This window comes from Lysinibacillus sp. fls2-241-R2A-57 (assembly GCF_030209535.1).
In the GTDB taxonomy this organism is placed as follows: Bacteria; Bacillota; Bacilli; order Bacillales_A; family Planococcaceae; genus Lysinibacillus.
Map to the genome: position 1 here is coordinate 1 of NZ_JARVRU010000039.1, position 21,241 is coordinate 21,241.

The window sequence follows — 21,241 nt, forward strand, 5'->3', positions numbered from 1 at the left end:
GAGCATAAAGCGAATGAAGAACAAAATTCGGGAATTAACAGCTAGAAAGAAGCCATTTCCAATGGAGTACCGAATTCAACAATTGAATCAATATTTAATTGGGTGGTGTGGCTACTTTGCATTAGCGGATACGAAATCAATATTTGAATCACTGGATGGATGGATTAGAAGAAGACTTCGCATGTGTTTATGGAAGAATTGGAAAAAGCCTCGTACGAAAGTGTGCAACCTCATTCGTTTAGGAGTTCCAGACTGGAAGGCTTACGAATGGGGTAATACTCGCAAGAGTTACTGGCGTATCTCGAAAAGTCCAATATTACACAGAACCCTTGATAACTCTTATTGGAGTAACCAAGGGCTCAAAAGTCTGCAAGCTCGTTATGAAATCTTGCGTTATTCATCTTAATTGAACCGCCGTATACGGATCCGTACGTACGGTGGTTGGAGAGGTCGGGAGTTAATCACTCCCTCCTACTCGATTATTTGACAGATTCTTGCTTCAAGTTACCTGTCTTTTCATCATAGAAGCGAAGCAAATCGCCGTTAATGATAGCATCAGAATTTTCTAGTTCTGTCGTAGCCCGATCAGCGTATGGCTGACATGGCTTGCCATCAATTTCTTCACCAGTAGCTTTGTCATAGCAAGCTTCACCAGCATAAACATATTTATCTGTTACAAAACGACCGTCACGGAAAATAACGAAATCTTCATGCTCTGGTGAGAATAAGTCAGCACCAAGTTGCATATCTTTTGAAGTTTCAATGCCAAGAAGGTGTAGAATTGTTGGACGTAAATCCATTTGTCCAGACACTTCTGTCATTTCTTTACCATCACCAGCTCCTGGGATGTGGATGAATAAAGGTACTTCTTGTAGCAGTGCATTATCAAATGGTGTAATGCTTTCTTTTCCTAAATATTGAGCCATCGCTTTGTTGTGGTTTTCTGAAATACCATAATGGTCACCATACATTACGATAATTGAGTTATCATAAACTCCTTGGTCCTTTAAGTTTTGGAAGAAGTCTTTTAGTGCTTCATCCATATAACGAACGGTTTGGAAGTAACGGTTTAATGTACCTGAGTTTGAAGTGTATTCAGGAATCATTACGTCTTCTGGATCCAACGTAAATGGATAGTGGTTCGTTAATGTAATTAGTCGAGAATAAAATGGCTGTGGCATATCTTTCATTAATGCCGCAGATTGCTCTAAGAATGGAATATCTTTCATACCCCAGTTAACAGCTTCGCCTTCGTTAACTTTATATGAATCTACATCATAGTATTTATCAACTTTTAATGATTGATACATCATGTCACGATTCCAGAATGATTTATTATTCGGGTGCATGACATTAGTAAAGTAACCATTTTCTCCAAGGCGCTCAGCCATTGAGTTATACGTATTTCCACCGTGTGTGAAGAATACCGCACCACGGCCTAAACCGAACAACGAGTTTTCTACAATAAACTCTGAGTCAGAAGTTTTCCCTAATCCAGTTTGGTGATAGAAGTTGCTGAAATAAAACGTATCTTTATCTTTTGTTAACGAGTTTAAGAATGGTGTAATTTCATGACCATCCATCTGGTTATTAATTACAAAGTTTTGTAAAGACTCCATTGAAACAACAATTAAGTTACGATCTTTGTATTTACCAAACATTTCAGGGTTAACCGCTGCTTGATTAGATCGAATAGAGTTGTTCACTTCTACTAATTCACTGCCATCCGCTAATGCACGTTGAGCAGAAGATTTAGATTGAATATAGATGTCATACAAATGGTAGTTATAAGTCCCAATGTTTTTCACAAGTAATTCACGGTCAAAGCTACGTGTTAACAATTGTGGACGCTCTATTTCCGCTAATCCTAAGTTTAAGAAAGTCATAGCAACCGCCAATACGAAGTACGCGCGGCGGAATTCCACATTGACTTTCACAGCTGTTTTCATTATAGGCGCATATTTATTAGCTAAAATTAGAATAAATACGTCGATGAAATATAATACATCCCAAGGGTTTACAATCGCCGATATAGAAGTTCCTAAATCACTAAAGTTACTTGTTTGGAATAATACCGGTAGCGTAATAAAGTCGTTGTAGAAACGATAGAACGCAACATTTCCGTATAAGACAATTGATAAAATAACACTGACTGTAATAATATAACGATTTTTACCTTTTGGAGATTTAAAGAATAACGCTAAACCATAAGCAAATAGCAAGAAACTTAATGGATTAATAAACAAAATAAATTGTTGCATCGCATTTTCGATTTTCATCTCAAAGCTTGTGTGATAAACAATGACCGTTTTTATCCAAGTTGCTACAATTGCTAGTATCATAAATGAATGTTTAGGCCACTTTATTGATTTCATTCCTAACATCCTCCCTACTTTCTAACACGAAAAAATAATAATTTTTAATAATTGTTACTGAAACAAAATATATCTTAATCTTTTTTTAACAGTTACGCAACAGATATATTTTGGGATACCTTTTCACATTGCTCGTCTATGCGCTCGATACTTATATATACGTCTTTGTTTGTAAAAAGTTTCACAAAATCATAAAAACAGTGGAAAACCACTGTTTCTTACAATATTACATACATGTTACATTATTTTTACAATACCCCAATTGAATTATATTTAAAACATTATTGATTGTTTTCTTTCATACGAAGTTTTGTCGTTTCTTGCCGAATTAGTAATAATGCCATTTGGTAATCTTTAATATCTAGGACATTCGCTTTATATAACTCACGAATTTCATCCTCCATTAACATCAAATCACCAATAGGATCTCGTGTATAAATAAATGTGCCATATGTTTTTAATAATTCATAAATATCTAACATCTTGTCCATTTTAATTCGCTCCTCGTTGTGTTACACAGTCAATACGTTTTGTAGGTGTCACAATGATATCTACTGGGCAATCGTGTACATCTGTAGGTACTTGTTCATATAGCTGCTCATCAAATAACAGCGATATGAGCTTACCTTTTCTGTAGTTTATTACATAGCGATCATAATAACCACCACCATAGCCTACTCGATAACCAAACATATCAAAAACAACACCTGGAACAAGTATGACATCCATTTCATTTGCGTCAATAAACTCACTTTTTTCTGGAATTGGCTCACGCAAATGCATATAAACAGTTTCAAGCTGGTCAAACGATTCAATGGCGTAAAATGACATTTCTCTTGTTTTTGGGTTGCATTTAGGTATAGCGACTTTTTTACCAAGCTGCCACAGTTCTTCAATTAAATGAATTGTGTCGACTTCTGGCTTATTGGAAATGGTAATGCCAATTGTATTTGCTTCTATTATATATGGTTCCTGTAGCACTTTTTTCACTACAGTAACAGATCGATCATGGTAAGCTTCTTCACTCATTTTAGCAAGAACTTCCCTTACCTCATTCCGTATAGTTGTTTTATCCATGCTAAGCTACCTCCTAATCAATTTCGACTTGGCGTAATTGATAAAATGTAGAAAGCCAAAACCACTTGTGGTTTTGGCTTAATGAGCAATTACTTAGTTTCACGGTGAAGAGTGTATTTCTTCTCGCGAGAGCAATATTTTTTAAGTTCAAGACGCTCTGGATTGTTACGCTTGTTCTTTTTAGAAATGTAGTTACGTTCGCCGCAATCTGTGCAAGCTAAAGTAATGTTTACGCGCATCATTAACCCTCCCACTCTATATCAAGAATTTAAATTTTGAGCATGATTTATACGACTTACCTATTATAACACAAACTAAAAAAAAATCCAGCTTCATTTCATATTAAGTTTGCATATGGTAAAATACCTTATAATTACATAACTTAATGAGGTGAAACTATTGGATTTATCCATAATACTTATGATTGTTGGAATTCTTCTAATCATCGTGTCGTTCTTTTTCAAAAATAGCGCGAAAAAAGTCGAACAAGATGTAGAAGAGTTATCCATCTCTATTTTTCAAGAAACAAATAATTTAAAACGTCGTCTAAAAATTGTTGAGGAAGAACTATTATTAGAGCCTGAATTCCAGGTTAAATCAAATTCAGCTCCAAATAAGATGCAAAATCCAAAGGTTCAACAAGTGATGCAGGCTGTTCAACAAGCTGCTCAAGCATCAAAAGCTGGACAAGGATTACCACAAACAAAACCTATTCATCAAATTATCGTAAGTCAGGTGCTTGAATTAAATAAGCAAGGTCTTTCTGTAGCCGATATAAGTATTCGCTCAAATTTAACAGAAGAGCAAGTGCGACAAGTGATTGCAAATGGAGGTCGGTAGTACATGAATAAATCCTCTATCCGTGCATTTGGCATTGCACTTTTTCTTGTCGGAGCTATGCTAGCTTTAGCAACTCGTTTTGATCTCAATATTGGTCTACCAACTAAAGCTTCCTCAAGTGAGGATAATGTAGAGGAGCTACAAAAAAAGCTCGAACAGGCAAATAAAGAAATTGCATTGCTAAAGAAACAAGTTACGCAATCTCAAAAGGAAAGCCCTAAGAAGACTGAAGCAAAAACGAAAGACAATCATGAATCGGCAGATGCCCCAGCTGATGTTACCACTATGACACTTCAAATTTACAGTGGTATTACACCATATATTGTGGCGCAAAAGCTTGAAGATGGTGGCATTATTGACAATAGTGTTGAAATGGAAATTTTACTTGCTAACCCTAAATACGCTCGAAGCTTACAAATTGGTTCCTATGAAATCAATTCCTCGATGCCTTTAGAGGAGATTGCAAAATTGATTACAGGGAAAAAGAAATAACATGATTCCTTATTGAAAGATTAAATCAGGTGTGTTGATTAACCATTTTTATCCATGCGAAGAGGCTGATTTCCGCTACGGGCTACTCGCTTTGTTGCAGCTGCCACTCCGCTTTCGCGCAGATAAAACATTTGTCGCTGACGCTTCGCTTTCGCGCAGGTAAAACATTTGTTGCTGACGCTTCGCTTTCGCGCAGGTAAAACATTTGTCGCTGACGCTTCGCTTTCGCGCAGGTAAAACATTTGTTGCTGACGCTCTATTCTTCATAAAAAAACGGCTGTCACCCAAAAATCACAACTGCTGATTTTTGGGTGACAGCCTATTTTGTTTCGTTTATGAAATTTGTTCTAAGAAGGTTTGCATCATTATACCGCCCTCTTTCGTCCCAATGGATTCTGGATGAAATTGTAACCCCAAAAGTGGATAATCCTTATGTTGAATTGCCATAATCTCACCATCATCACTGGAGGTTGCTAAAATAGTGAAATCCTCATGTAACGTGCTTTGCTCAATGATGAGAGAATGATAGCGCATTACTTCGATTTTACCGTCTAACTGAGCAAATAAACCTGTTTTTTCGTATTGAATCGCAGATAATTTTCCATGCATAATATTTTTGGCTTGTACGATGCTACTTCCAAATGCCTGCCCGATCGATTGGTGTCCAAGACAAATGCCCAAAATCGGAAATTTCGTATAAAGTTCTTTGACAATATCCACCGTTAACCCTGCATCAGTTGGCGTACCTGGACCAGGCGATAAAATAATAGCTTCTGGTTGCATTTTCTTAATTTCTTCTATTGTAATTTCGTCATTACGCACTACTTCTACGTCTTTTCCAAGCATACTTATTTGTTGAAATAAATTATATGTGAATGAATCATAGTTATCGATTAGTAAAATCATTTTTTTACCTCCAATAGCGCGCGAGCTTTATTGAGTGTTTCCTCGTATTCAGACAATGGCACAGAATCGTACACAATACCAGCCCCTGCCTGCACATGAGCACGATCATCTTTAATGATCATTGTGCGAATGGCTAGAGCTAAATCCATATCCCCGGTAGTGGAAATATAGCCAACTGCGCCTGCATAGACCCCACGTTTTACGGGCTCTAACTCATTAATTAGCTGCATAGCGCGAATTTTCGGCGCACCTGATACTGTACCAGCAGGTAAGCAAACTCGAAGAACATCCAAAACATGTACATCATCGCGTAATTCGCCGATAACCTCTGATACAATATGCATAACATGTTTATAGCGCTCAATATTCATATATTTCACAAGCTTCACTGTACCAATTTTGGCAATTCGCCCAAGATCGTTACGACCTAAATCCACTAACATACGATGTTCAGCAATTTCTTTTTCATCATTTAGTAAGCCTTCCGCAATCGTTTTATCCTGCTCCACTGTTTTGCCTCTAGGTTTTGTTCCTGCGATTGGATTTGTCGTTACCTTTCTCTCCTTCACCTTCACGAGACTTTCAGGAGACGTTCCTAAAACGGTATACGGGCCAAAATCCATATAAAACATATATGGTGACGGATTTGATGTACGCAACTGACGATATAAATCGAAAGGATTACCTGTAAATGGTGAGGTGAAACGTTGTGATAAAACAATTTGGAAAATATCACCCTTACAAATATACTGTTTAGCTCGTTCAACCATTGCTACAAAATTTTCTTTTTCAATCAGTGGCTTGAAATTAAGCTCTCCAAGTGTCATGGTATCAAATGTTTTCCCAGCATAAAGCTGCTCTTCCATCATAGAAATAGCCAACCCCATCTCTTCAAGAGAGCGCCCTTCATGAAATAAATCAATTGTCGCTAATGTCACTTCTTGCATTAAATGATCAAAAACAATAAATGTATCATAGAAAAAAACATGTACATCTGGCATTTCTAAATCATCCTGCAAGAATTCTCCTATTTTCTCTGCATAAAATGCAGTTTCATATCCAAAAAAACCAATCGCTCCTCCAAAAAAGGCGAAAGGATATTGTGCCTCATGGAATGGCATTACCTGCTTTAATTTAGTGAGTACATTTCCACTCGCTTTTTCGCTTTCTCCGCCTTTGGTAAAATAATAACCATCCTTATCTCCAATTAATTCTGCAACTGGATTAACGGCGATAAAAGAGTAACGCCCACTTTCTTCGTGTTTGGCGGACGATTCGAAAAGCATTTTCCGCTTCCCTTCAAGTGATTGATAAACGGAAATCGGTGTCATCATATCACCCTGTAATACCTTCATAGCAAACTTTCTAAGCTCAACTGTCATATTCTTTCTCTCCTTTTCTATGCTCTGCTCTTCTACACTAAAAAAGGCTTTTCCATCACAAAAGGACGGAAAAGCCGTGGTGCCACCTTCATTGGTCTTAACGAATTATGCCTGGGCATAATTGCGTCCGCAAGGCGTTAAAAGACCTACTCTATACCCTATAACGTAGGCAAACGCTAATCCATACTTTATTCAGGATTAGAGCTCCGAAGTCCATTCACCATTCATTTGTACTAGTTTCCACCAGCCACTAGCTCTCTACAACAAATAATAATAGCTACTACTCTTCATCAAAGCTGATTACTCCTTATCATTTTAAAACAAAGAAACTAACAATTCAAATTATTTTTTCTGACGAAGCCATTCATCTTCTGCTGGGTCAGCTAGCTCAATATTTTGTTCCTCAACTATTTGTCGAATAGCAAATAAAATATCCTGTCGCGTACTTAGCATCACGGCCGTATCATTTGTCGCTACAAAGAAACGTATAAGAACGCGATAAGAAGTAGGATAAAATTCATCTATAAATACATGAATCAATTCTTTTTCTGTATTTGTATGCAAATAAATTTCCTTTTGGATAGCACTTAAAGCATTTCGTAATTTTTCTTCTTTATTTTCAGCAGCTACATATAAAAATTGTTCACATTTTCGTTTTTCTCGTCTAGATAAATTATAGATTGGCCGATTGACTAAATATGAGTTCGGGACATAAACAAGCCCTTTATCACCCGTTTGAATTAAGGTACTTCGAAGATTAATATCTTCAATGGTTCCATCTATTTTTTGATCTTCTGTCGCTATCCAGTCGCCAATTTTAAACGGGTTGTCTAATGCGACTGACATACCACCAAAAACATGGGCTAAAGTATCTCGAATACCAAAGGCAATCGCTACACCAGTTAAACCAATCCCTGTTAAAAAGCCATTCAAATTAAAATTCCAGAAAGAAGCAATCGTAAACATCGCCGCTATCATAATTAGTACTTTTCCTATACGAAGAAAAAACGGTAACAGGACATTCGGCTCTTCATCACTATTCAATGGAAGTGGCTGCTTCGTATAAAAATGTAAAACATCATATACACCTTTAAAGGCAAAAAACACAATAATGGACAATACAAAATTCTTTGTCACTGCATTTGTAAATAAATTTTCTTCCAATAATATAGTTAAGCTGAGTACAATAACAGCTGACATAAATGCATAGCGAATCGCTTTATTGAATTGTTCTAGCACTGTTGCCTGAAAGTCTTGCTGACGATTTCTTAAAAATGTAACAATACGATTAATAATTCCCTTTATAACAAGTTGCTGAAAAAGCCAACCTACGACGCAAATAACGATGGCTATAATAACGTCCATCCACGTTGGGGCTGTAATATTCGGTAATAACCATTTCATTGAATCCATATTTTTCTCCTCTAACTACTATGTATATTTACACAAAAAGAAGCCGATCAACGATGATGATCAGCTCCTTTTTTATTGAATAGCATCATCCGCAAAAAAAGCCTTGTTGGCAAACCAAAATTGCTGCTCATTAAAATTATGTTCCTGCATGGCGATAACGGAAAATTCAGCACCATACTTACTCTTCATCTCATTAAGTATGGTTTTCGCTTTCTTTCCAACAAGATGCTGCCCATCAATAGGCGTACCTTCAGTAAAAATAATAATATCCGATTCTGTACAATGTTGATTTTCTTGGAGCAAACCCTTTACAAAATGAAGCACAGGCAAAATTGCAGCTTCTCCCTTTGCCTGATATTCGATAAAATCCTTAAAATCGCATAAATTTATATGACCGTTTTCAAATCGATAATGTACATGAATTTGACAATCATATGGAACGATATATAAATCTCGACGTTCACGGTGCGCATTCATAAAAAACGGTAAAATCATACTTTTACAAAGCTCTGAATATGCTGCCATACCAGTAGTTTGTTCAAGACAAATAATGATTGGACCTGGTTCTTTTTTGTAGGCATCAAACGGGACATATAGGATATTTCCTTTTTTGGTTGTTTGATGCTTTAGCTTTTGACGTCTAGCAACTTGCCACTTTCGCTCATAATACAAACACTGCTCTTTTCCATTGGCCAATCGTTCAGCTTGCTCAATAGCTGGTATGTTTTCACACATCTCGCGCATGACGTCTGCCAATTCAAGTGAAAATGCTGCCATATTTCGTAATGTTTCACTCTTGTAAAAATAATCAATAAAAATTTGTTGTTCCTTGTCACTTAATTCTTCAAGATGTAAGTGATCATATAGAAAACGTAAAAAGTCACGTTGTTCTAAAGTGATTGTAAGAGCAAATTTCTCTAAAAGTGATTGTACAGCGTCTTTCACGAAGCAGCACCTCCAAAGTATGTTTTTTTGGATAATGTCTATAGTATAACCAAAATAATTTTTTGACAATACAATTATGCTTGCAGTATTTTGACGCTATTTTGCTCAACAATGTTGCTGTTATCATATAGCTTTACATCATAGACAGTAAAAAGGAGAAGAGCTTGTTAGCGGCTCTTCTCCTACTAATTATTCAATTCATAATGTTTGCCTTTTATTAAGTAAAATAAGTGTTCAGCAATATTTGTTGCATGGTCAGCTGAGCGCTCTAAATATCGGCATACAAATGTTAAATGTGTGATTTGAGAAATATGTGCTGGATTTTCAGCTCCCGCACGCATCAATAGCGTTACCGTCGCTCCATATAAATCATCGATGTAATCATCTAATTCTGCAATTTCCTTGGCACGAGCAGTATCTTCATCCGTAAAGGCTTTTATAATACTTTCTAACATTTCTACAGTCTTGTTACACATCGTTTGCAAATTTGTTGTAGGAAAGACAAGTGGTTCTTTTCCAATACGAATCGTCTCTTTGGCAATATTAACCGCATAGTCCCCTACTCGTTCCATATCTGATGCCGCTTTGACAAGCACCATAAGACGACGTAAATCTGTAGCTACAGGCTGTTGCTTGGCAATCATTAGAATAACATGATCATTGATTTGTTCTTCCAAACGATTAATGATTAAATCATCCTCAAGAATCTTTAAGGATTTCTCTAAATCCTGCTCTATTAATGCTTCAAATGCTAATTTAAGAGCATTGATACTACTAGTAGCAATCTCGATAAATTGCGCTTGAACTTCTTTTAATTCTTGCTCAAAACGTTCACGTACGACCATCTTCTGCTCCCCCTTAACCGAAACGACCTGAAATATAATCTTCAGTACGTTGATCTGCTGGTGTTTGGAAGATAACGTCTGTTTTATCGTATTCAACAACTTCTCCACTTAGGAAAAATGCTGTACGATCGGAAATTCGTGCTGCTTGTTGCATATTATGTGTCACGATAATAATGGAATAATCTTTTTTCAGCTCTTGTACAAGTTCCTCAACTTTTAATGTAGAAATTGGATCAAGTGCGGATGTTGGCTCATCCATTAAAATAACATCTGGTTCAATCGCTAAACAACGCGCGATACAAATACGTTGTTGCTGACCACCTGATAAACCATATGCATTTTGATTTAAGCGATCCTTTACTTCATCCCAAATTGCTGCACCACGTAAAGATTTTTCAACAATCTCATCAAGAATCTTTTTATTTTTTATGCCATGGATACGTGGACCATAAGCAATATTATCGTAAATAGACTTCGGGAATGGATTTGGCTTTTGGAATACCATCCCTACACGAGTGCGTAATTCTTCAACAGTATAGTTTTTATCTAAAATATTGCGCTCACGATATACTATTTCCCCTGATGTTCGAACACTTGGTACAAGCTCCACCATTCGATTTAAAGTCTTTAAATAGGTAGATTTACCACAGCCAGAAGGGCCAATTATAGCTGTTACTTCATTTTCATAGATACTTAAATTGATATCTTTTAGACCATGATGATCGCCGTACCATAAATTTAAATTACGTGTATCGTAGACTACTTTTTTAGCAACTTCAATTGAAGGCTTTGTAGCCGTATGAATCGATTTGACAACTGATTTTTCCTCTTTAAAATCTAGTACCATAAGGTCACCTCATTAATAACGTTTTTGGAATTTATTTCGAATAAAGATGGCAATAGAGTTCATCAGTAAAAGTACTGTCATAAGTACTAATATACCGGCTGCCGCTACATGTTGAAATTCCTCTTGCGGGCGTTTTGCCCAATCATATATTTGCATTGGTAAAGCAGTGAATTGACTCAATAAACCATTAGGTAAAAATTGTAAAATAACAGGAATTCCAATAACAACAAGTGGTGCTGTTTCACCAATCGCACGAGACAACGCTAAAATACTTCCCGTTAAAATTCCAGGAATGGCCGCTGGTAGCACAACACGCACTATCGTTTGCCATTTCGTCGCGCCCATACCATAAGAAGCTTCTCGTTGATCATTCGGTACTGCACGAATTGCTTCCTGTGCCGCAACAATAATAACTGGTAAAATTAATAGACTCATTGTTAAGCCAGCTGCTAAAACACTTTTTCCTAGTCCCATCATTCGAACGAAAATTGTTAAACCTAGTAAACCAAAAACAATGGAAGGTACACCTGCTAAGTTAGAAATATTCAAACGAATAAAGTCATTTAGTTTATTTTTCTTTGCATATTCCTCTAAATAAATGGCTGTCCCTACACCTAAAATAATGGACACTGGAGCAACAACTGCCATCAACCAAAGTGAACCTACTAGAGCCGCCTTTATGCCCGCCTTATCTGCAAAACGTGAAGCAAAATTTGTTAAAAAATCAATTGTTAAATAGTCGACCCCTTGAGTCACAATGCGATAAAGCAAAATAGCTAGTGTCACTAATGCAAATGTCGTTGCTAGGAAAAATAAAGCTTTCCAAACTTTATTCAAAGTAATACGCTTTGTCATTCGTTTCATGACGACCGTGTCATCAATATAGCGCATGCTAGTAAACCTCCCTGAAGCGTTTCGAAATATAATGAGCGAGTAAATTCATCACTAAAGTAAAGATAAATAATGTGAATCCAACTGAATAAATAGAATAATAAATTGTTGTACCATAACCAGCATCGCCCGTTGCAACTTGTACGATATACGCAGTCATCGTTTGAATCGAGTCTGTCACATTTAAATCGAATTTAGGTGTAGCACCACCTGCCAGTGATACGATCATCGTTTCTCCAATTGCCCGGGAAATAGCGAGAACAACTGAAGCGATAATGCCTGATAATGCGGCTGGTAATACTACTTTTACAGCAACTTCAAACTTTGTTGCGCCAAGAGCTAGAGCTCCCTCACGCATACTATTTGGAACAGATGACATCGCATCCTCGGAAAGTGACGTAATCATTGGTAAAATCATAATACCCACAACAATACCTGGACTAAGTGCATTAAAAAGTTTTAATTCTGGAATAATTTGCTGTAACATCGGTGTTACAAACGTTAATGCAAAGAAGCCATAAACGATTGTTGGCACACCTGCTAATATCTCTAAAATAGGCTTAACAATTCGTCTTACTTTTTCGCTTGCATACTCACTTAAATATATTGCTGAAGCAATCCCAAATGGTACCGCAACGACAACAGCAATAAGTGTGACTTTCAATGTTCCTGCGATTAATGGTAAAATCCCAAATAATGGTTCATTCCCTGAAAACGGTAACCACTCTGTACCAAAGAGGAAATCCGTAATCGAAACACGTTTGAAAAATTCAAACGTTTCAAAAATAAGGGTGAAAACAATGCCAAATGTCGTCAAGATTGAGATAAGAGCTGCAGAAAATAATAGAGCTGGCATTGCTTTTTCCACTATTTTCTTTGTTTTATGATTGCGCGAATTTGCAATTAATTGCTGCACAGATGTTGTCTTGTTTTCTTTTTGAGAAACCATTAGGTACTCCTTTCAAATAAGTGAGGGAAAGAGCATACATCTCTTTCCCTCTATGCATGTCTTCTTATTTTAAGCCTTCTAAAGTTTTTAAAGCTTCAGCGTATTTATCTTCAGGTAGAGGGACATAGCCAACTGCTTCTGCCATATCTCCCGCGTTTTCTAGAGTAAATTTGATGAAATCATACGCTGCTGCGTTATCTTTCATCGCACTATTTTTTACATAAGTGAATAATGGGCGTGAAAGTGGCGTATATTTACCATCTTTGATTGTTTCATTAGTTGGTTCAACACCATTTACTTTTACAACACTTAACTTATCTTTATTTTCTAGGTAGTAAGCGTAACCGAAGAAGCCAATTGCGTTTTTGTCACCCGCTACACCTTGAACTAGCATATTATCATCCTCTGATAATGTTGCTGTTTTTGCTAGATCAGCACCGTCTAAAATCACTTCATCAAAGTAATCGTACGTACCTGAGTCAGTACCTGGTGAGTAATACACGATTTTTTCATCTGGCCAAGATGGGTCGATATCAGACCATTTTTTCTCTTTACCATCTTCAACCCAAATTTTCTTTAATTGTTCAACTGTTAAATCCTTCGCCCAATCGTTTTCAGGATTCACGACTACTGATAAACCGTCATATGCTACAGGAAGCTCTGTAAAAGCAATTCCTGCTTTGTCTAGTTTTGCTTTCTCTTCATCTTTTACTGGACGAGATGCATTAGAAAAGTCTGTCTCACCTGCGATGAATTTTTCAAAACCACCACCAGTACCAGAAACACCTACCGATACTTTGACATCTGGTTGAGTCCCTGCATACTCTTCAACAACTGCTTCAATAATTGGTGCTACTGTTGATGAACCATCTCCAGCTACAGACCCTTGCAGTTTTTCGTCAGCAGCATCTTTTCCTGAGCTCGCTGGTGCGCTTGTTTCTGCATTGTTACCCTTTTGCGCTGAGTCGCTACCACATGCACCAAGCATTAATGCTGAACCCATTACCGCAGTCATCGTTAAGTACTTCCACTTTTTCATCTCATTTGCCTCCGTCACTAACATTTTTATAGTTATTTGTCTTACATTCTTTACTATAATGACTTATTGTTGAAGTCGTATAAACGGTTCGTAAAAGAGATGTAAAGGAATGTAATGCTTTGTAAACGATTGTAAAGATGAATTTACAATTGCAACTGACGCTTCGCTTTCTCAAAGACGAAACCCATTTGCTTTCGCTATAGAAAATATTTGTTGTTGCTGCCACTACAGATAAATTGCTACAGGACGTGGCGTTTTTGAGGAGTAGGTGTTTAGACATCAACTGAAAAGGGATCACATCCGCATTCAACTCTCCATCCTCAGAGGTGGGAGTCTTATTCTAAATGAAGATAAATTTGCTTCCTATTGGAAAGATGCTATAATAAGCAATTGTGTCAGGAAATATTCTAAGAGGAGTTAGACTTTGTGATTAAGCATGCAAAAGTACAAAATGCCGATTACTTTAAAACGTATTTAACACTTGTTATGGATCATCGAGAATTTACTCTACAGGAAGCCATTGATTTTATGGTAGAGTCTTATTTCTGTAATAATATAGAGCTTTATGGAAAAAAACCGAAGCAACAATTTGAATTAGCTATTCAACAATTATCAGTATAATAATTCTTCTATTTATATAGAAATAAGTAAAACATGGTATGAAATTGATTTTTCATACCGTGTTTTTTGTTTTGTGGATATTCATGAGTAATACTCTGAAACTGTAAAAAAACCGCTAGGCATTTGAATGCACTAGCGGTTTCTTTTATTTTTGCTCATCTTCACCAATTTTTTCTTTTGTGGTTGCTGGTAAAATTGGTTGTTTTACATTACTCTCTGTCACTTTCTCAGCTTCATATTTTGCTTTTAACTCAAAATATTTATCGACAGAACGTCTAGCAATAACGTTATTATTTGTCAAATGCACACGCGTTGTTGTTGCCCATGGAATGACAACAGCATAGGCAATTTCAGGATTTTCATAAGGAGCAAAACCAACATGTGTAAGAGTAAGTGCTTCCGTACCATAGTACTCTTTTAACGGTCCGAAATACACTACCTCAGCTGTCCCTGTTTTCCCTGCCGCTGTATATGGAGCATTTGCAAATTCATGGCGTGCAGTACCTTTTGAACCTGTATAAACTCGACGTAATCCTTGTTTCACATAGTTAATTTCTTCTGGTGTATTATCAATTTGATTTAAAATAGTTGGTCCTATTTCAGTTACTAATTGTCCTAACTGTTGCCCATCTTTTGATGGCTCACGTACTTCTTTGACAACATGTGGCTGAATGCGATAGCCACCATTGGCGATTGTCGAGATATACTGTACTAATTGTAATGGTGTGTACGTATCATATTGTCCAATCGCTAAGTCGAGTGCTTTCCCCCCGTTTGTTGGACCAGATGGACCTTGCACACCCCTAAATTCATTTGGTAAATCAATCCCTGTATTTACACCTAATCCAAATTGGGCATAAGAATTACGCATTTTCGGGAATGTATCTTCATTTAAACGTAGAGGCATCCCATAGCTATATGGTGTTCCATTAATAAGTAAAGCTGTTTTAAACATATAAACGTTAGAAGATTGCTCTAGCGCTCTTAAACCATCCATTGAAATATAGCCAGACGGATTAAAAATTGATTTTTTAAAATCAGTACTCGCTAACTTGATTGGTTCATCTCCTAATACAGTGTTTGGTGTTATGGCTCCTAATTGATAACCAGTTAGTAATGTTGCTGCTTTAACTGCAGAACCTGACTCATAAGCTGTAGTAAAGGTACCATACGAAAAATCAACGACTTCATTTTTCCCTGTTTCAGGATTTTTTTCAATCTTCTTACCAACATTTGCTAAAACATCACCTGTATTTGGGTTCATCATTACTAAAAAGGCACGATCTAATAATTGTGAGCCAGAACGTGCTTTTAATTTAAGCAATTCTTCCTCGACAATTTTTTCTGTTTCAGCCTGTAACTCACTATCTAGTGATAAGACTAAATCTTTACCAGGCTCACCTTCATATGTCGTAACGGTGTCAACTACTTGCCCTTTTTTATTCGTAATATTTTTTACAACTGCTTTTTGTCCTTGTAGTAATTCTTCATATTGCGCTTCAATATAACTTTCACCAACACGATCATTTCGTGAATAATCACGAGCTAAATAATAATTCAGGTTTTCTTTTGGAATACCTTTTGTTGGTACGGTTGTGCGCCCTAAAATACCAAGTGATGATAATTTCACACGCTTCCAGTCTGTCGTTGTGTTGACACCTGGTAATTCAGTTAAACGCTCAGAAACACGTGCAAATTCGTCGGCAGAAACATTTTCACTCTTAATAATTTGCGGTGATAAGTTATAGCCTGATACCATCTCTCGATAGATTGCTAATACTTCTAAATCAGCCTCTGTCAATTGCTTTATTTCTTCGTTTGTAATTCGTTCACGTACAAGCTTATCAATCTCTGCATTTGCTTGACTTGTCGTAATATTTTCTTGTGCTCCAATTTTCTTTTTCTCTGCCTCTGTTACCTTTTTATAGGCAGCGTCATGATTTTTTAAAATCCAAAAATCCTGTTTATCACGTAAAGTGATACGGTCTGTTGGCTGTTCAATCAATTGTGCCAGCTTTTCAGCTATTTTCAACATTTCTTCCGTTGTTGTTGACTGCATTTTCGTATATGTAATCGCATTTTCTGGTTGATTATCCACTAAAATACGTCCGTTACGATCATACATTCTTCCCCTTGGCACACTTGTATTGACAGGTACTTCTTCTGTACGCTCTAAAACACGTACATAATCTTCCCCTTTTACGATTTGCATATAGCCAAGCCTGAAAATTAACATCGAAAATAAGATAAATATTGCAAAGAAAAGGACATTCATACGAAATGTTAAATTAGAGTGATGTTTTGCTTTAACACTCGTCGCGCGATTTTTTCCAGGTACTTTGCGCATATGTATTCCCCTCCTCATCTAATTACATTTTAAATACACGATACTTAGTATACCATTCGAAGGTACGACAGGAAAGCATGCACTTGCGAATTCATGATTGAAAACACCATTTATTTGACGGCACTTCGCAGTAAAAAGTTTCTGCCCTTTAGCAAGAGCTCGAAAAAAAGATGCTTCTCTGTCGTTTTTGGGATTCTATCCGTTGTTTTGACGTTTCTATCCGTCACTTTGGCGGGGCTATCCGTCGATTCGGAGTTTATCCGTATCTTCGGTGAGTTTATCCGTCTCTTCGGAGTTTATCCGTCGCTTCCGCGGAGCTATCCGTCTCTTCGGCGGCTTTCCGTCGCTTTGGCAGCTTTATCCGTCGATTCAGAGGCTATCCGTCGATTCGGCATTTCTATCCGTCGCTTCGGCGAGGCTATCCGTCTCTTCTGCAATTCTATCCGTCGCTTGAGCAGCTCTATCCGTCGCTTCGGACTTTATCCGTCTCTTCGGCGAGTCCATCCGTCGCTTCTGCAATTCTATCCGTCTCTTCGGCAGGGCTATCCGAGCTTTGACGTTTCTATCCGTCGCTTTGGCAGCTCTATCCGTCTCTTCAGCAATTCTATCCGTCGCTTTGGCAGCTCTATCCGTCACTTCAGCAATTCTATCCGTCGCTTTGGCAGCTTTATCCGTCGATTCAGAGGCTATCCGTCGCTTCGGCATTTCTATCCGTCGCTTCGGCGAGTCTATCCGTCGCTTGAGCAGCTCTATCCGTCGATTCAGCAATTCTATCCGTCGCTTGAGCAGCTCTATCCGTCGCTTCGGAGTTTATCCGTCTCTTCGGCAGCTCTATCCGTCACTTCAGCGAGGCTATCCGTCGCTCTGGCAGCTCTATCTGTCGCTTTGACGATTCTATCCGTCACTTCGTTAGCTCTATCCGTCGCTTCGGTGGGGCTATCCATCGCTCTGCTTCCGCGGGTATTCTCCTGCTTCGCACGGATATTCGCTCTGCTTCTGACGATTCTATCCATCGATTTTTCTACTCCCCCTAAAAAAATCAATAAAAAAGGCTATGCCGGGGTGATTCATCACCTGACATAGCCTTCTATTAAACAATAATTATTTTGCAGCTTGGAATTTAGCTTCCACTACATCCCAGTTTACTACGTTCCAGAATGCACCGATGTAATCTGGACGACGGTTTTGGTAGTTTAAGTAGTAAGCATGCTCCCAAACGTCTAAACCTAGGACTGGCGTTTTACCTTCCATAACTGGAGAGTCTTGGTTTGGAGTAGATGTAACAGCAACTGAGTCACCATCAACGATTAACCAAGCCCAACCTGAACCGAAGCGAGTTGTAGCAGCTTTTGCAAATTCTTCTTTGAAAGCATCGAAAGAACCGAATTTAGCATCGATTGCTTTTGCAACTTCGCCAACTGGAGTATTTGAACCGCCTGGAGCGATTAATTCCCAGAATAATGTATGGTTAGCATGTCCACCACCGTTGTTACGTACAGCAGTTTGTTTGTCAGCTGGAAGAGCATCAAGGTTTGCGATAAGATCGTTAATGTCTTTTTCAGCAAATTCAGTGCCTTCTACTGCTGCATTTAAGTTTGTTACATAAGTATTGTGGTGTTTTGAATGGTGAATTTCCATTGTTTTTGCATCGATATGTGGTTCTAATGCGTCATAAGCGTAAGTTAATTGTGGTAATTCATAAGCCATTGTTAAGTTCCTCCCTAAAGTAAAGAAATAATTAGTACACTCTTAGATTATCAAAATTGGTCAAACCATTCAACGAAAAATACTTTTAAATGAAGATTTCAGCCTTTTGACCGAAAAACCAATACGATTACTATCCTACCCTCTTTTATCAATTATGCCTCGGCATAATTGCGTCCGGAAGCTTTAACTTCTTTCAGCGGATGTTTGGACACCCGCTGAAAAGTGACTTAATACCGCATTCATCTTGTAGCTGACGCTTTTCTTTCGCTACAGAAAATAATTACTGAAAGAAGTTAAATCACTAAACTTGCATGGGAAGAAAATCATATCGCTATAAAGAACACAATGATCATGACGATTTGAATGACAGCCTTCGCTATTGTCGATGTTAAAAAGCCAACTAGAGAACCAACACCACTTTTCACAGCCTCTTTTAATGTACGGCGCTCTACGAGTAACTCTGCAATCACCGCTCCTAAAAATGGGCCAAATAAAATCCCTGCAACCGGAATGACAAATGGGCCAATCAATAAACCAATGGTACTGCCCCACATACCAGCATTCGAGCCACCGAATTTTTTAATACCAAAGGCATTTGCCACAGTATCAGCACCAAATAACAAAACAACAAATAAAATTTCAATCGCCCAGAACCACCAGCTTAACTCTGCAAATGAGAAAAATAACCCATATACTATAAAACCACCGAGTATAAATAACATACCTGGAATTATCGGGTACACTAATCCAACAAATGAAACGATAAAGCAGGCAATCACTAAAATCCAGCCAACAACTTCCATAAAAATTCTCTCCTTTTGTCGTGCATTGCCTTTAATACGAAATTACAAAATAAAAAGTTTCATTCGTTTAATGTCGAATTCCTAATATGGAGTCCGCTATATTCACTGCATGATCACCTATACGCTCTAAATTGCTAACGATATCCGTATAGACGATACCTGCCGCTCCATTACATTCATTTGTATTTAAGCGAGCAATATGCTTTTGTCTTAGTTTATCTTCCATGTCATCTATCAAGCTTTCGAGCTCGGTTACTTCCTGTGCCAAGCTTAGACTTGCCGTATCTAAAGCCTCTATACTCTTACGAACAGCTTCAATCGCTAAACTAAACATGCCTATTAAATCTTGTCGTGCTGACTTACTTAAACTTACCTCGTGATGATCTTTATACTGTAAAAGTTCTAAAATATTTTCAAAATGATCACCTATACGTTCAATATCTCGTACATTTGTTAAAAGTGTATGGTGTCTTACTGAGTCTGCACGAGAAAGTGGCTGCTTAGACACCATTACTAAATAATCCGTGATTTCCTCGTCCAAATGATTGAGCGCTACTTCTAACTGTAACACTGTTGGAATGTGTGTAGCTTCTCCTGTTTTCATATATAAAAATGTTTCTTCTAGACCACGGAGTGCATGCTCACCCATGCGTAACACTTCCTCCTTTGCTTGACCAAGTGCTATCGCTGGAGAGGAATCAATGAAGGATGGATCTAAATGCTTCGTTGTCACATCAATATTTCCATCATGTCCAGGAACTAGTTTCGTGACAAGTGCAGTCAATCCTGCAATAAAAGGTAGCTGAATCAGCATATTCATCACATTAAACGAGCCATGCGCTATCGCTATTTGCATTTTCGATTCTAAATGGAATAGCCCACTAATCCACTCAACATATTGCATAAATGGTGTAAAGAATATCATGAAAATAATAGTACCTATTACATTAAATAGTACATGTGCCATTGCTGCACGCTTAGCATATATAGACGCACCGAGCGAAGCTAACACTGCTGTAATGGTTGTGCCTATATTTTCGCCAAACAAAATAGGTAATGCACTATCTAAGCCAATTAATTGCTCAGCGTATAGGCCCTGTAGCACCCCGACAGTCGCTGTTGAGCTTTGAACAAGCAATGTAAATACTGTCCCTAGAAAAATCCCTACAATAGGCTGATTACTTAGATGAAGGGTTAATGATTCAAAGTCAGCTAATTGATGAAGCGACTGCATGCTTGCACTCATAAGCTCCAGCCCTAAAAATAATCCCCCAAAGCCAAATACTATTTGCCCGATATGTTGGTATGTGGCTTTCTTAAAGAAAAATAACAACCCAGCACCAAGCGCTAGTAACGGATAAAAATAAATGCCGATATCAATACCAATTATAAATGCGGTTATTGTCGTACCAATATTAGCTCCCATAATGACACCGATTGCTTGACGCAGTGTTAAAAAGCCTGCGCTCACTAGCCCAACCGTAATCACTGTCGTTGCAGAGCTCGACTGTATACAAATCGTCACAATTATGCCTACTAATACGCCCATTAAAGGGTTTGTTGTAAAGCGATTTAACCATTCACGCAGTCGATCATCTGCCGACTTTTGGAGCCCATCCCCCATAAATTTAATAGAAAATAAAAAGACTCCTAAACCGCCTAAAAATTGAAACATTATGTTTTGCCAATCTATTGTCAATTGTATTCGCTCCAATTCTTACGTCTCTACTACTCTATTCCTAATCTTTAAATGATAGTGTAC

Annotated in this window: 23 protein-coding genes and 1 other annotated feature; of the genes, 5 read left to right on the forward strand and 18 right to left on the reverse strand. The window is 37.7% G+C overall.

The window, feature by feature from the left end:
* Nucleotides 1-406, forward strand: a 406-nt coding sequence (locus tag QRN68_RS08065; RefSeq protein ID WP_285396276.1) for a group II intron maturase-specific domain-containing protein, incomplete at its 5' end; no start/stop codon positions are given.
* 73 nt (nucleotides 407-479) lie between these two features.
* Here QRN68_RS08065 and QRN68_RS08070 read toward each other — a convergent pair.
* The 4 genes from QRN68_RS08070 to rpmG all read right to left on the reverse strand — a co-directional run bounded on the left by QRN68_RS08070 (nucleotide 480) and on the right by rpmG (nucleotide 3,691).
* A complete protein-coding gene (locus QRN68_RS08070; RefSeq protein WP_285396278.1) occupies nucleotides 480-2,375 on the reverse strand; it encodes an LTA synthase family protein in 1,896 nt (631 codons plus the stop codon).
* Nucleotides 2,376-2,656: 281 nt separating this feature from the next.
* Complete coding sequence (locus tag QRN68_RS08075; protein ID WP_068983531.1) at nucleotides 2,657-2,866, reverse strand: YqgQ family protein; 210 nt, start codon at nucleotides 2,864-2,866, stop codon at nucleotides 2,657-2,659.
* Between the two features lies 1 nt (nucleotide 2,867).
* Entirely contained in the window at nucleotides 2,868-3,452 is a 585-nt protein-coding gene (locus QRN68_RS08080) for a 5-formyltetrahydrofolate cyclo-ligase (RefSeq protein WP_285396281.1), read from the reverse strand.
* Nucleotides 3,453-3,541: 89 nt separating this feature from the next.
* Nucleotides 3,542-3,691 carry a 50S ribosomal protein L33 gene (rpmG, locus tag QRN68_RS08085; RefSeq protein ID WP_008408521.1) on the reverse strand — a complete coding sequence of 50 codons (150 nt, stop codon included), beginning with the start codon at nucleotides 3,689-3,691 and terminating at the stop codon, nucleotides 3,542-3,544.
* Between the two features lie 151 nt (nucleotides 3,692-3,842).
* On the opposite strand from rpmG, the gene QRN68_RS08090 reads away from it, so the two are divergent.
* Together QRN68_RS08090 and QRN68_RS08095 are read left to right on the forward strand one after the other, a co-directional pair.
* Nucleotides 3,843-4,292, forward strand: coding sequence for a hypothetical protein (locus QRN68_RS08090; protein ID WP_350224343.1), 450 nt, complete (start codon nucleotides 3,843-3,845; stop codon nucleotides 4,290-4,292).
* Nucleotides 4,293-4,295: 3 nt separating this feature from the next.
* Complete coding sequence (locus QRN68_RS08095) at nucleotides 4,296-4,784, forward strand: hypothetical protein (protein ID WP_285396295.1); 489 nt, start codon at nucleotides 4,296-4,298, stop codon at nucleotides 4,782-4,784.
* 38 nt (nucleotides 4,785-4,822) lie between these two features.
* Here QRN68_RS08095 and QRN68_RS08100 read toward each other — a convergent pair whose 3' ends face one another.
* The 10 genes from QRN68_RS08100 to QRN68_RS08145 form a co-directional block, all read right to left on the reverse strand.
* Nucleotides 4,823-5,026, reverse strand: coding sequence for a hypothetical protein (locus tag QRN68_RS08100; RefSeq protein ID WP_285396296.1), 204 nt, complete (start codon nucleotides 5,024-5,026; stop codon nucleotides 4,823-4,825).
* Nucleotides 5,027-5,117: 91 nt separating this feature from the next.
* Nucleotides 5,118-5,690 (reverse strand): anthranilate synthase component II, encoded by a 573-nt coding sequence (locus tag QRN68_RS08105; RefSeq protein WP_285396297.1) that lies wholly within the window; start codon nucleotides 5,688-5,690, stop codon nucleotides 5,118-5,120.
* On the reverse strand, nucleotides 5,687-7,072 hold the full coding sequence (gene trpE, locus QRN68_RS08110) for an anthranilate synthase component I (RefSeq protein ID WP_285396298.1): 1,386 nt from the start codon (nucleotides 7,070-7,072) through the stop codon (nucleotides 5,687-5,689). The genes QRN68_RS08105 and trpE overlap by 4 nt, the downstream gene beginning before the upstream one ends.
* Nucleotides 7,073-7,130: 58 nt before the next feature.
* Nucleotides 7,131-7,375: a binding site (T-box leader), on the reverse strand.
* Between the two features lie 39 nt (nucleotides 7,376-7,414).
* Nucleotides 7,415-8,485, reverse strand: coding sequence for a mechanosensitive ion channel family protein (locus QRN68_RS08115; RefSeq protein ID WP_285396299.1), 1,071 nt, complete (start codon nucleotides 8,483-8,485; stop codon nucleotides 7,415-7,417).
* Between the two features lie 72 nt (nucleotides 8,486-8,557).
* A complete protein-coding gene (locus QRN68_RS08120; RefSeq protein WP_285396300.1) occupies nucleotides 8,558-9,430 on the reverse strand; it encodes a vWA domain-containing protein in 873 nt (290 codons plus the stop codon).
* A gap of 185 nt (nucleotides 9,431-9,615) precedes the next feature.
* Nucleotides 9,616-10,275 carry a phosphate signaling complex protein PhoU gene (phoU, locus tag QRN68_RS08125; protein WP_285396301.1) on the reverse strand — a complete coding sequence of 220 codons (660 nt, stop codon included), beginning with the start codon at nucleotides 10,273-10,275 and terminating at the stop codon, nucleotides 9,616-9,618.
* 13 nt (nucleotides 10,276-10,288) lie between these two features.
* Entirely contained in the window at nucleotides 10,289-11,122 is an 834-nt protein-coding gene (gene pstB / locus QRN68_RS08130; RefSeq protein ID WP_285396302.1) for a phosphate ABC transporter ATP-binding protein PstB, read from the reverse strand.
* 12 nt (nucleotides 11,123-11,134) lie between these two features.
* A complete protein-coding gene (pstA, locus tag QRN68_RS08135; RefSeq protein WP_285396303.1) occupies nucleotides 11,135-12,013 on the reverse strand; it encodes a phosphate ABC transporter permease PstA in 879 nt (292 codons plus the stop codon).
* Between the two features lies 1 nt (nucleotide 12,014).
* Entirely contained in the window at nucleotides 12,015-12,962 is a 948-nt protein-coding gene (pstC, locus tag QRN68_RS08140) for a phosphate ABC transporter permease subunit PstC (RefSeq protein WP_285396304.1), read from the reverse strand.
* A 64-nt stretch (nucleotides 12,963-13,026) separates the two neighbouring features.
* Nucleotides 13,027-14,001, reverse strand: a complete 975-nt coding sequence (locus QRN68_RS08145; RefSeq protein WP_285396305.1) for a PstS family phosphate ABC transporter substrate-binding protein — start codon at nucleotides 13,999-14,001, stop codon at nucleotides 13,027-13,029.
* A gap of 426 nt (nucleotides 14,002-14,427) precedes the next feature.
* On the opposite strand from QRN68_RS08145, the gene QRN68_RS08150 reads away from it, so the two are divergent.
* The gene (locus QRN68_RS08150) at nucleotides 14,428-14,622 is read left to right on the forward strand and encodes a hypothetical protein (RefSeq protein WP_285396306.1); all 195 of its coding nucleotides are present in this window, start codon (nucleotides 14,428-14,430) and stop codon (nucleotides 14,620-14,622) included.
* A 145-nt stretch (nucleotides 14,623-14,767) separates the two neighbouring features.
* Here QRN68_RS08150 and QRN68_RS08155 read toward each other — a convergent pair whose 3' ends face one another.
* On the reverse strand, nucleotides 14,768-16,969 hold the full coding sequence (locus QRN68_RS08155; RefSeq protein WP_285396307.1) for a peptidoglycan D,D-transpeptidase FtsI family protein: 2,202 nt from the start codon (nucleotides 16,967-16,969) through the stop codon (nucleotides 14,768-14,770).
* Nucleotides 16,970-17,062: 93 nt separating this feature from the next.
* Here QRN68_RS08155 and QRN68_RS08160 point away from each other — a divergent pair, with 93 nt between their 5' ends.
* Nucleotides 17,063-18,052 carry a hypothetical protein gene (locus tag QRN68_RS08160; protein WP_285396308.1) on the forward strand — a complete coding sequence of 330 codons (990 nt, stop codon included), beginning with the start codon at nucleotides 17,063-17,065 and terminating at the stop codon, nucleotides 18,050-18,052.
* Nucleotides 18,053-18,070: 18 nt separating this feature from the next.
* On the opposite strand, the gene QRN68_RS08165 is transcribed toward QRN68_RS08160, so the two are convergent.
* The 3 genes from QRN68_RS08165 to QRN68_RS08175 all read right to left on the reverse strand — a co-directional run bounded on the left by QRN68_RS08165 (nucleotide 18,071) and on the right by QRN68_RS08175 (nucleotide 21,178).
* Nucleotides 18,071-18,676, reverse strand: a complete 606-nt coding sequence (locus QRN68_RS08165) for a superoxide dismutase (protein ID WP_285396309.1) — start codon at nucleotides 18,674-18,676, stop codon at nucleotides 18,071-18,073.
* Nucleotides 18,677-18,999: 323 nt separating this feature from the next.
* Entirely contained in the window at nucleotides 19,000-19,479 is a 480-nt protein-coding gene (locus tag QRN68_RS08170) for a DUF456 domain-containing protein (protein WP_285396310.1), read from the reverse strand.
* Nucleotides 19,480-19,546: 67 nt separating this feature from the next.
* Nucleotides 19,547-21,178 (reverse strand): Na/Pi cotransporter family protein, encoded by a 1,632-nt coding sequence (locus QRN68_RS08175; protein WP_285396311.1) that lies wholly within the window; start codon nucleotides 21,176-21,178, stop codon nucleotides 19,547-19,549.
* Nucleotides 21,179-21,241: the final 63 nt, after the last annotated feature.

Coding starts and splice junctions, on each gene's coding strand:
- QRN68_RS08070 (WP_285396278.1), bottom strand. CDS start 2,375: ATGAAATCAATAAAGTGGCCTAAACATTCATTTATGATACTAGCAATT.
- QRN68_RS08075 (WP_068983531.1), bottom strand. CDS start 2,866: ATGGACAAGATGTTAGATATTTATGAATTATTAAAAACATATGGCACA.
- QRN68_RS08080 (WP_285396281.1), bottom strand. CDS start 3,452: ATGGATAAAACAACTATACGGAATGAGGTAAGGGAAGTTCTTGCTAAA.
- rpmG (WP_008408521.1), bottom strand. CDS start 3,691: ATGCGCGTAAACATTACTTTAGCTTGCACAGATTGCGGCGAACGTAAC.
- QRN68_RS08095 (WP_285396295.1), top strand. CDS start 4,296: ATGAATAAATCCTCTATCCGTGCATTTGGCATTGCACTTTTTCTTGTC.
- QRN68_RS08100 (WP_285396296.1), bottom strand. CDS start 5,026: ATGTTTTACCTGCGCGAAAGCGAAGCGTCAGCGACAAATGTTTTACCT.
- QRN68_RS08105 (WP_285396297.1), bottom strand. CDS start 5,690: ATGATTTTACTAATCGATAACTATGATTCATTCACATATAATTTATTT.
- trpE (WP_285396298.1), bottom strand. CDS start 7,072: ATGACAGTTGAGCTTAGAAAGTTTGCTATGAAGGTATTACAGGGTGAT.
- QRN68_RS08115 (WP_285396299.1), bottom strand. CDS start 8,485: ATGGATTCAATGAAATGGTTATTACCGAATATTACAGCCCCAACGTGG.
- phoU (WP_285396301.1), bottom strand. CDS start 10,275: ATGGTCGTACGTGAACGTTTTGAGCAAGAATTAAAAGAAGTTCAAGCG.
- pstB (WP_285396302.1), bottom strand. CDS start 11,122: ATGGTACTAGATTTTAAAGAGGAAAAATCAGTTGTCAAATCGATTCAT.
- pstA (WP_285396303.1), bottom strand. CDS start 12,013: ATGCGCTATATTGATGACACGGTCGTCATGAAACGAATGACAAAGCGT.
- pstC (WP_285396304.1), bottom strand. CDS start 12,962: ATGGTTTCTCAAAAAGAAAACAAGACAACATCTGTGCAGCAATTAATT.
- QRN68_RS08145 (WP_285396305.1), bottom strand. CDS start 14,001: ATGAAAAAGTGGAAGTACTTAACGATGACTGCGGTAATGGGTTCAGCA.
- QRN68_RS08155 (WP_285396307.1), bottom strand. CDS start 16,969: ATGCGCAAAGTACCTGGAAAAAATCGCGCGACGAGTGTTAAAGCAAAA.
- QRN68_RS08160 (WP_285396308.1), top strand. CDS start 17,063: ATGATTGAAAACACCATTTATTTGACGGCACTTCGCAGTAAAAAGTTT.
- QRN68_RS08165 (WP_285396309.1), bottom strand. CDS start 18,676: ATGGCTTATGAATTACCACAATTAACTTACGCTTATGACGCATTAGAA.
- QRN68_RS08170 (WP_285396310.1), bottom strand. CDS start 19,479: ATGGAAGTTGTTGGCTGGATTTTAGTGATTGCCTGCTTTATCGTTTCA.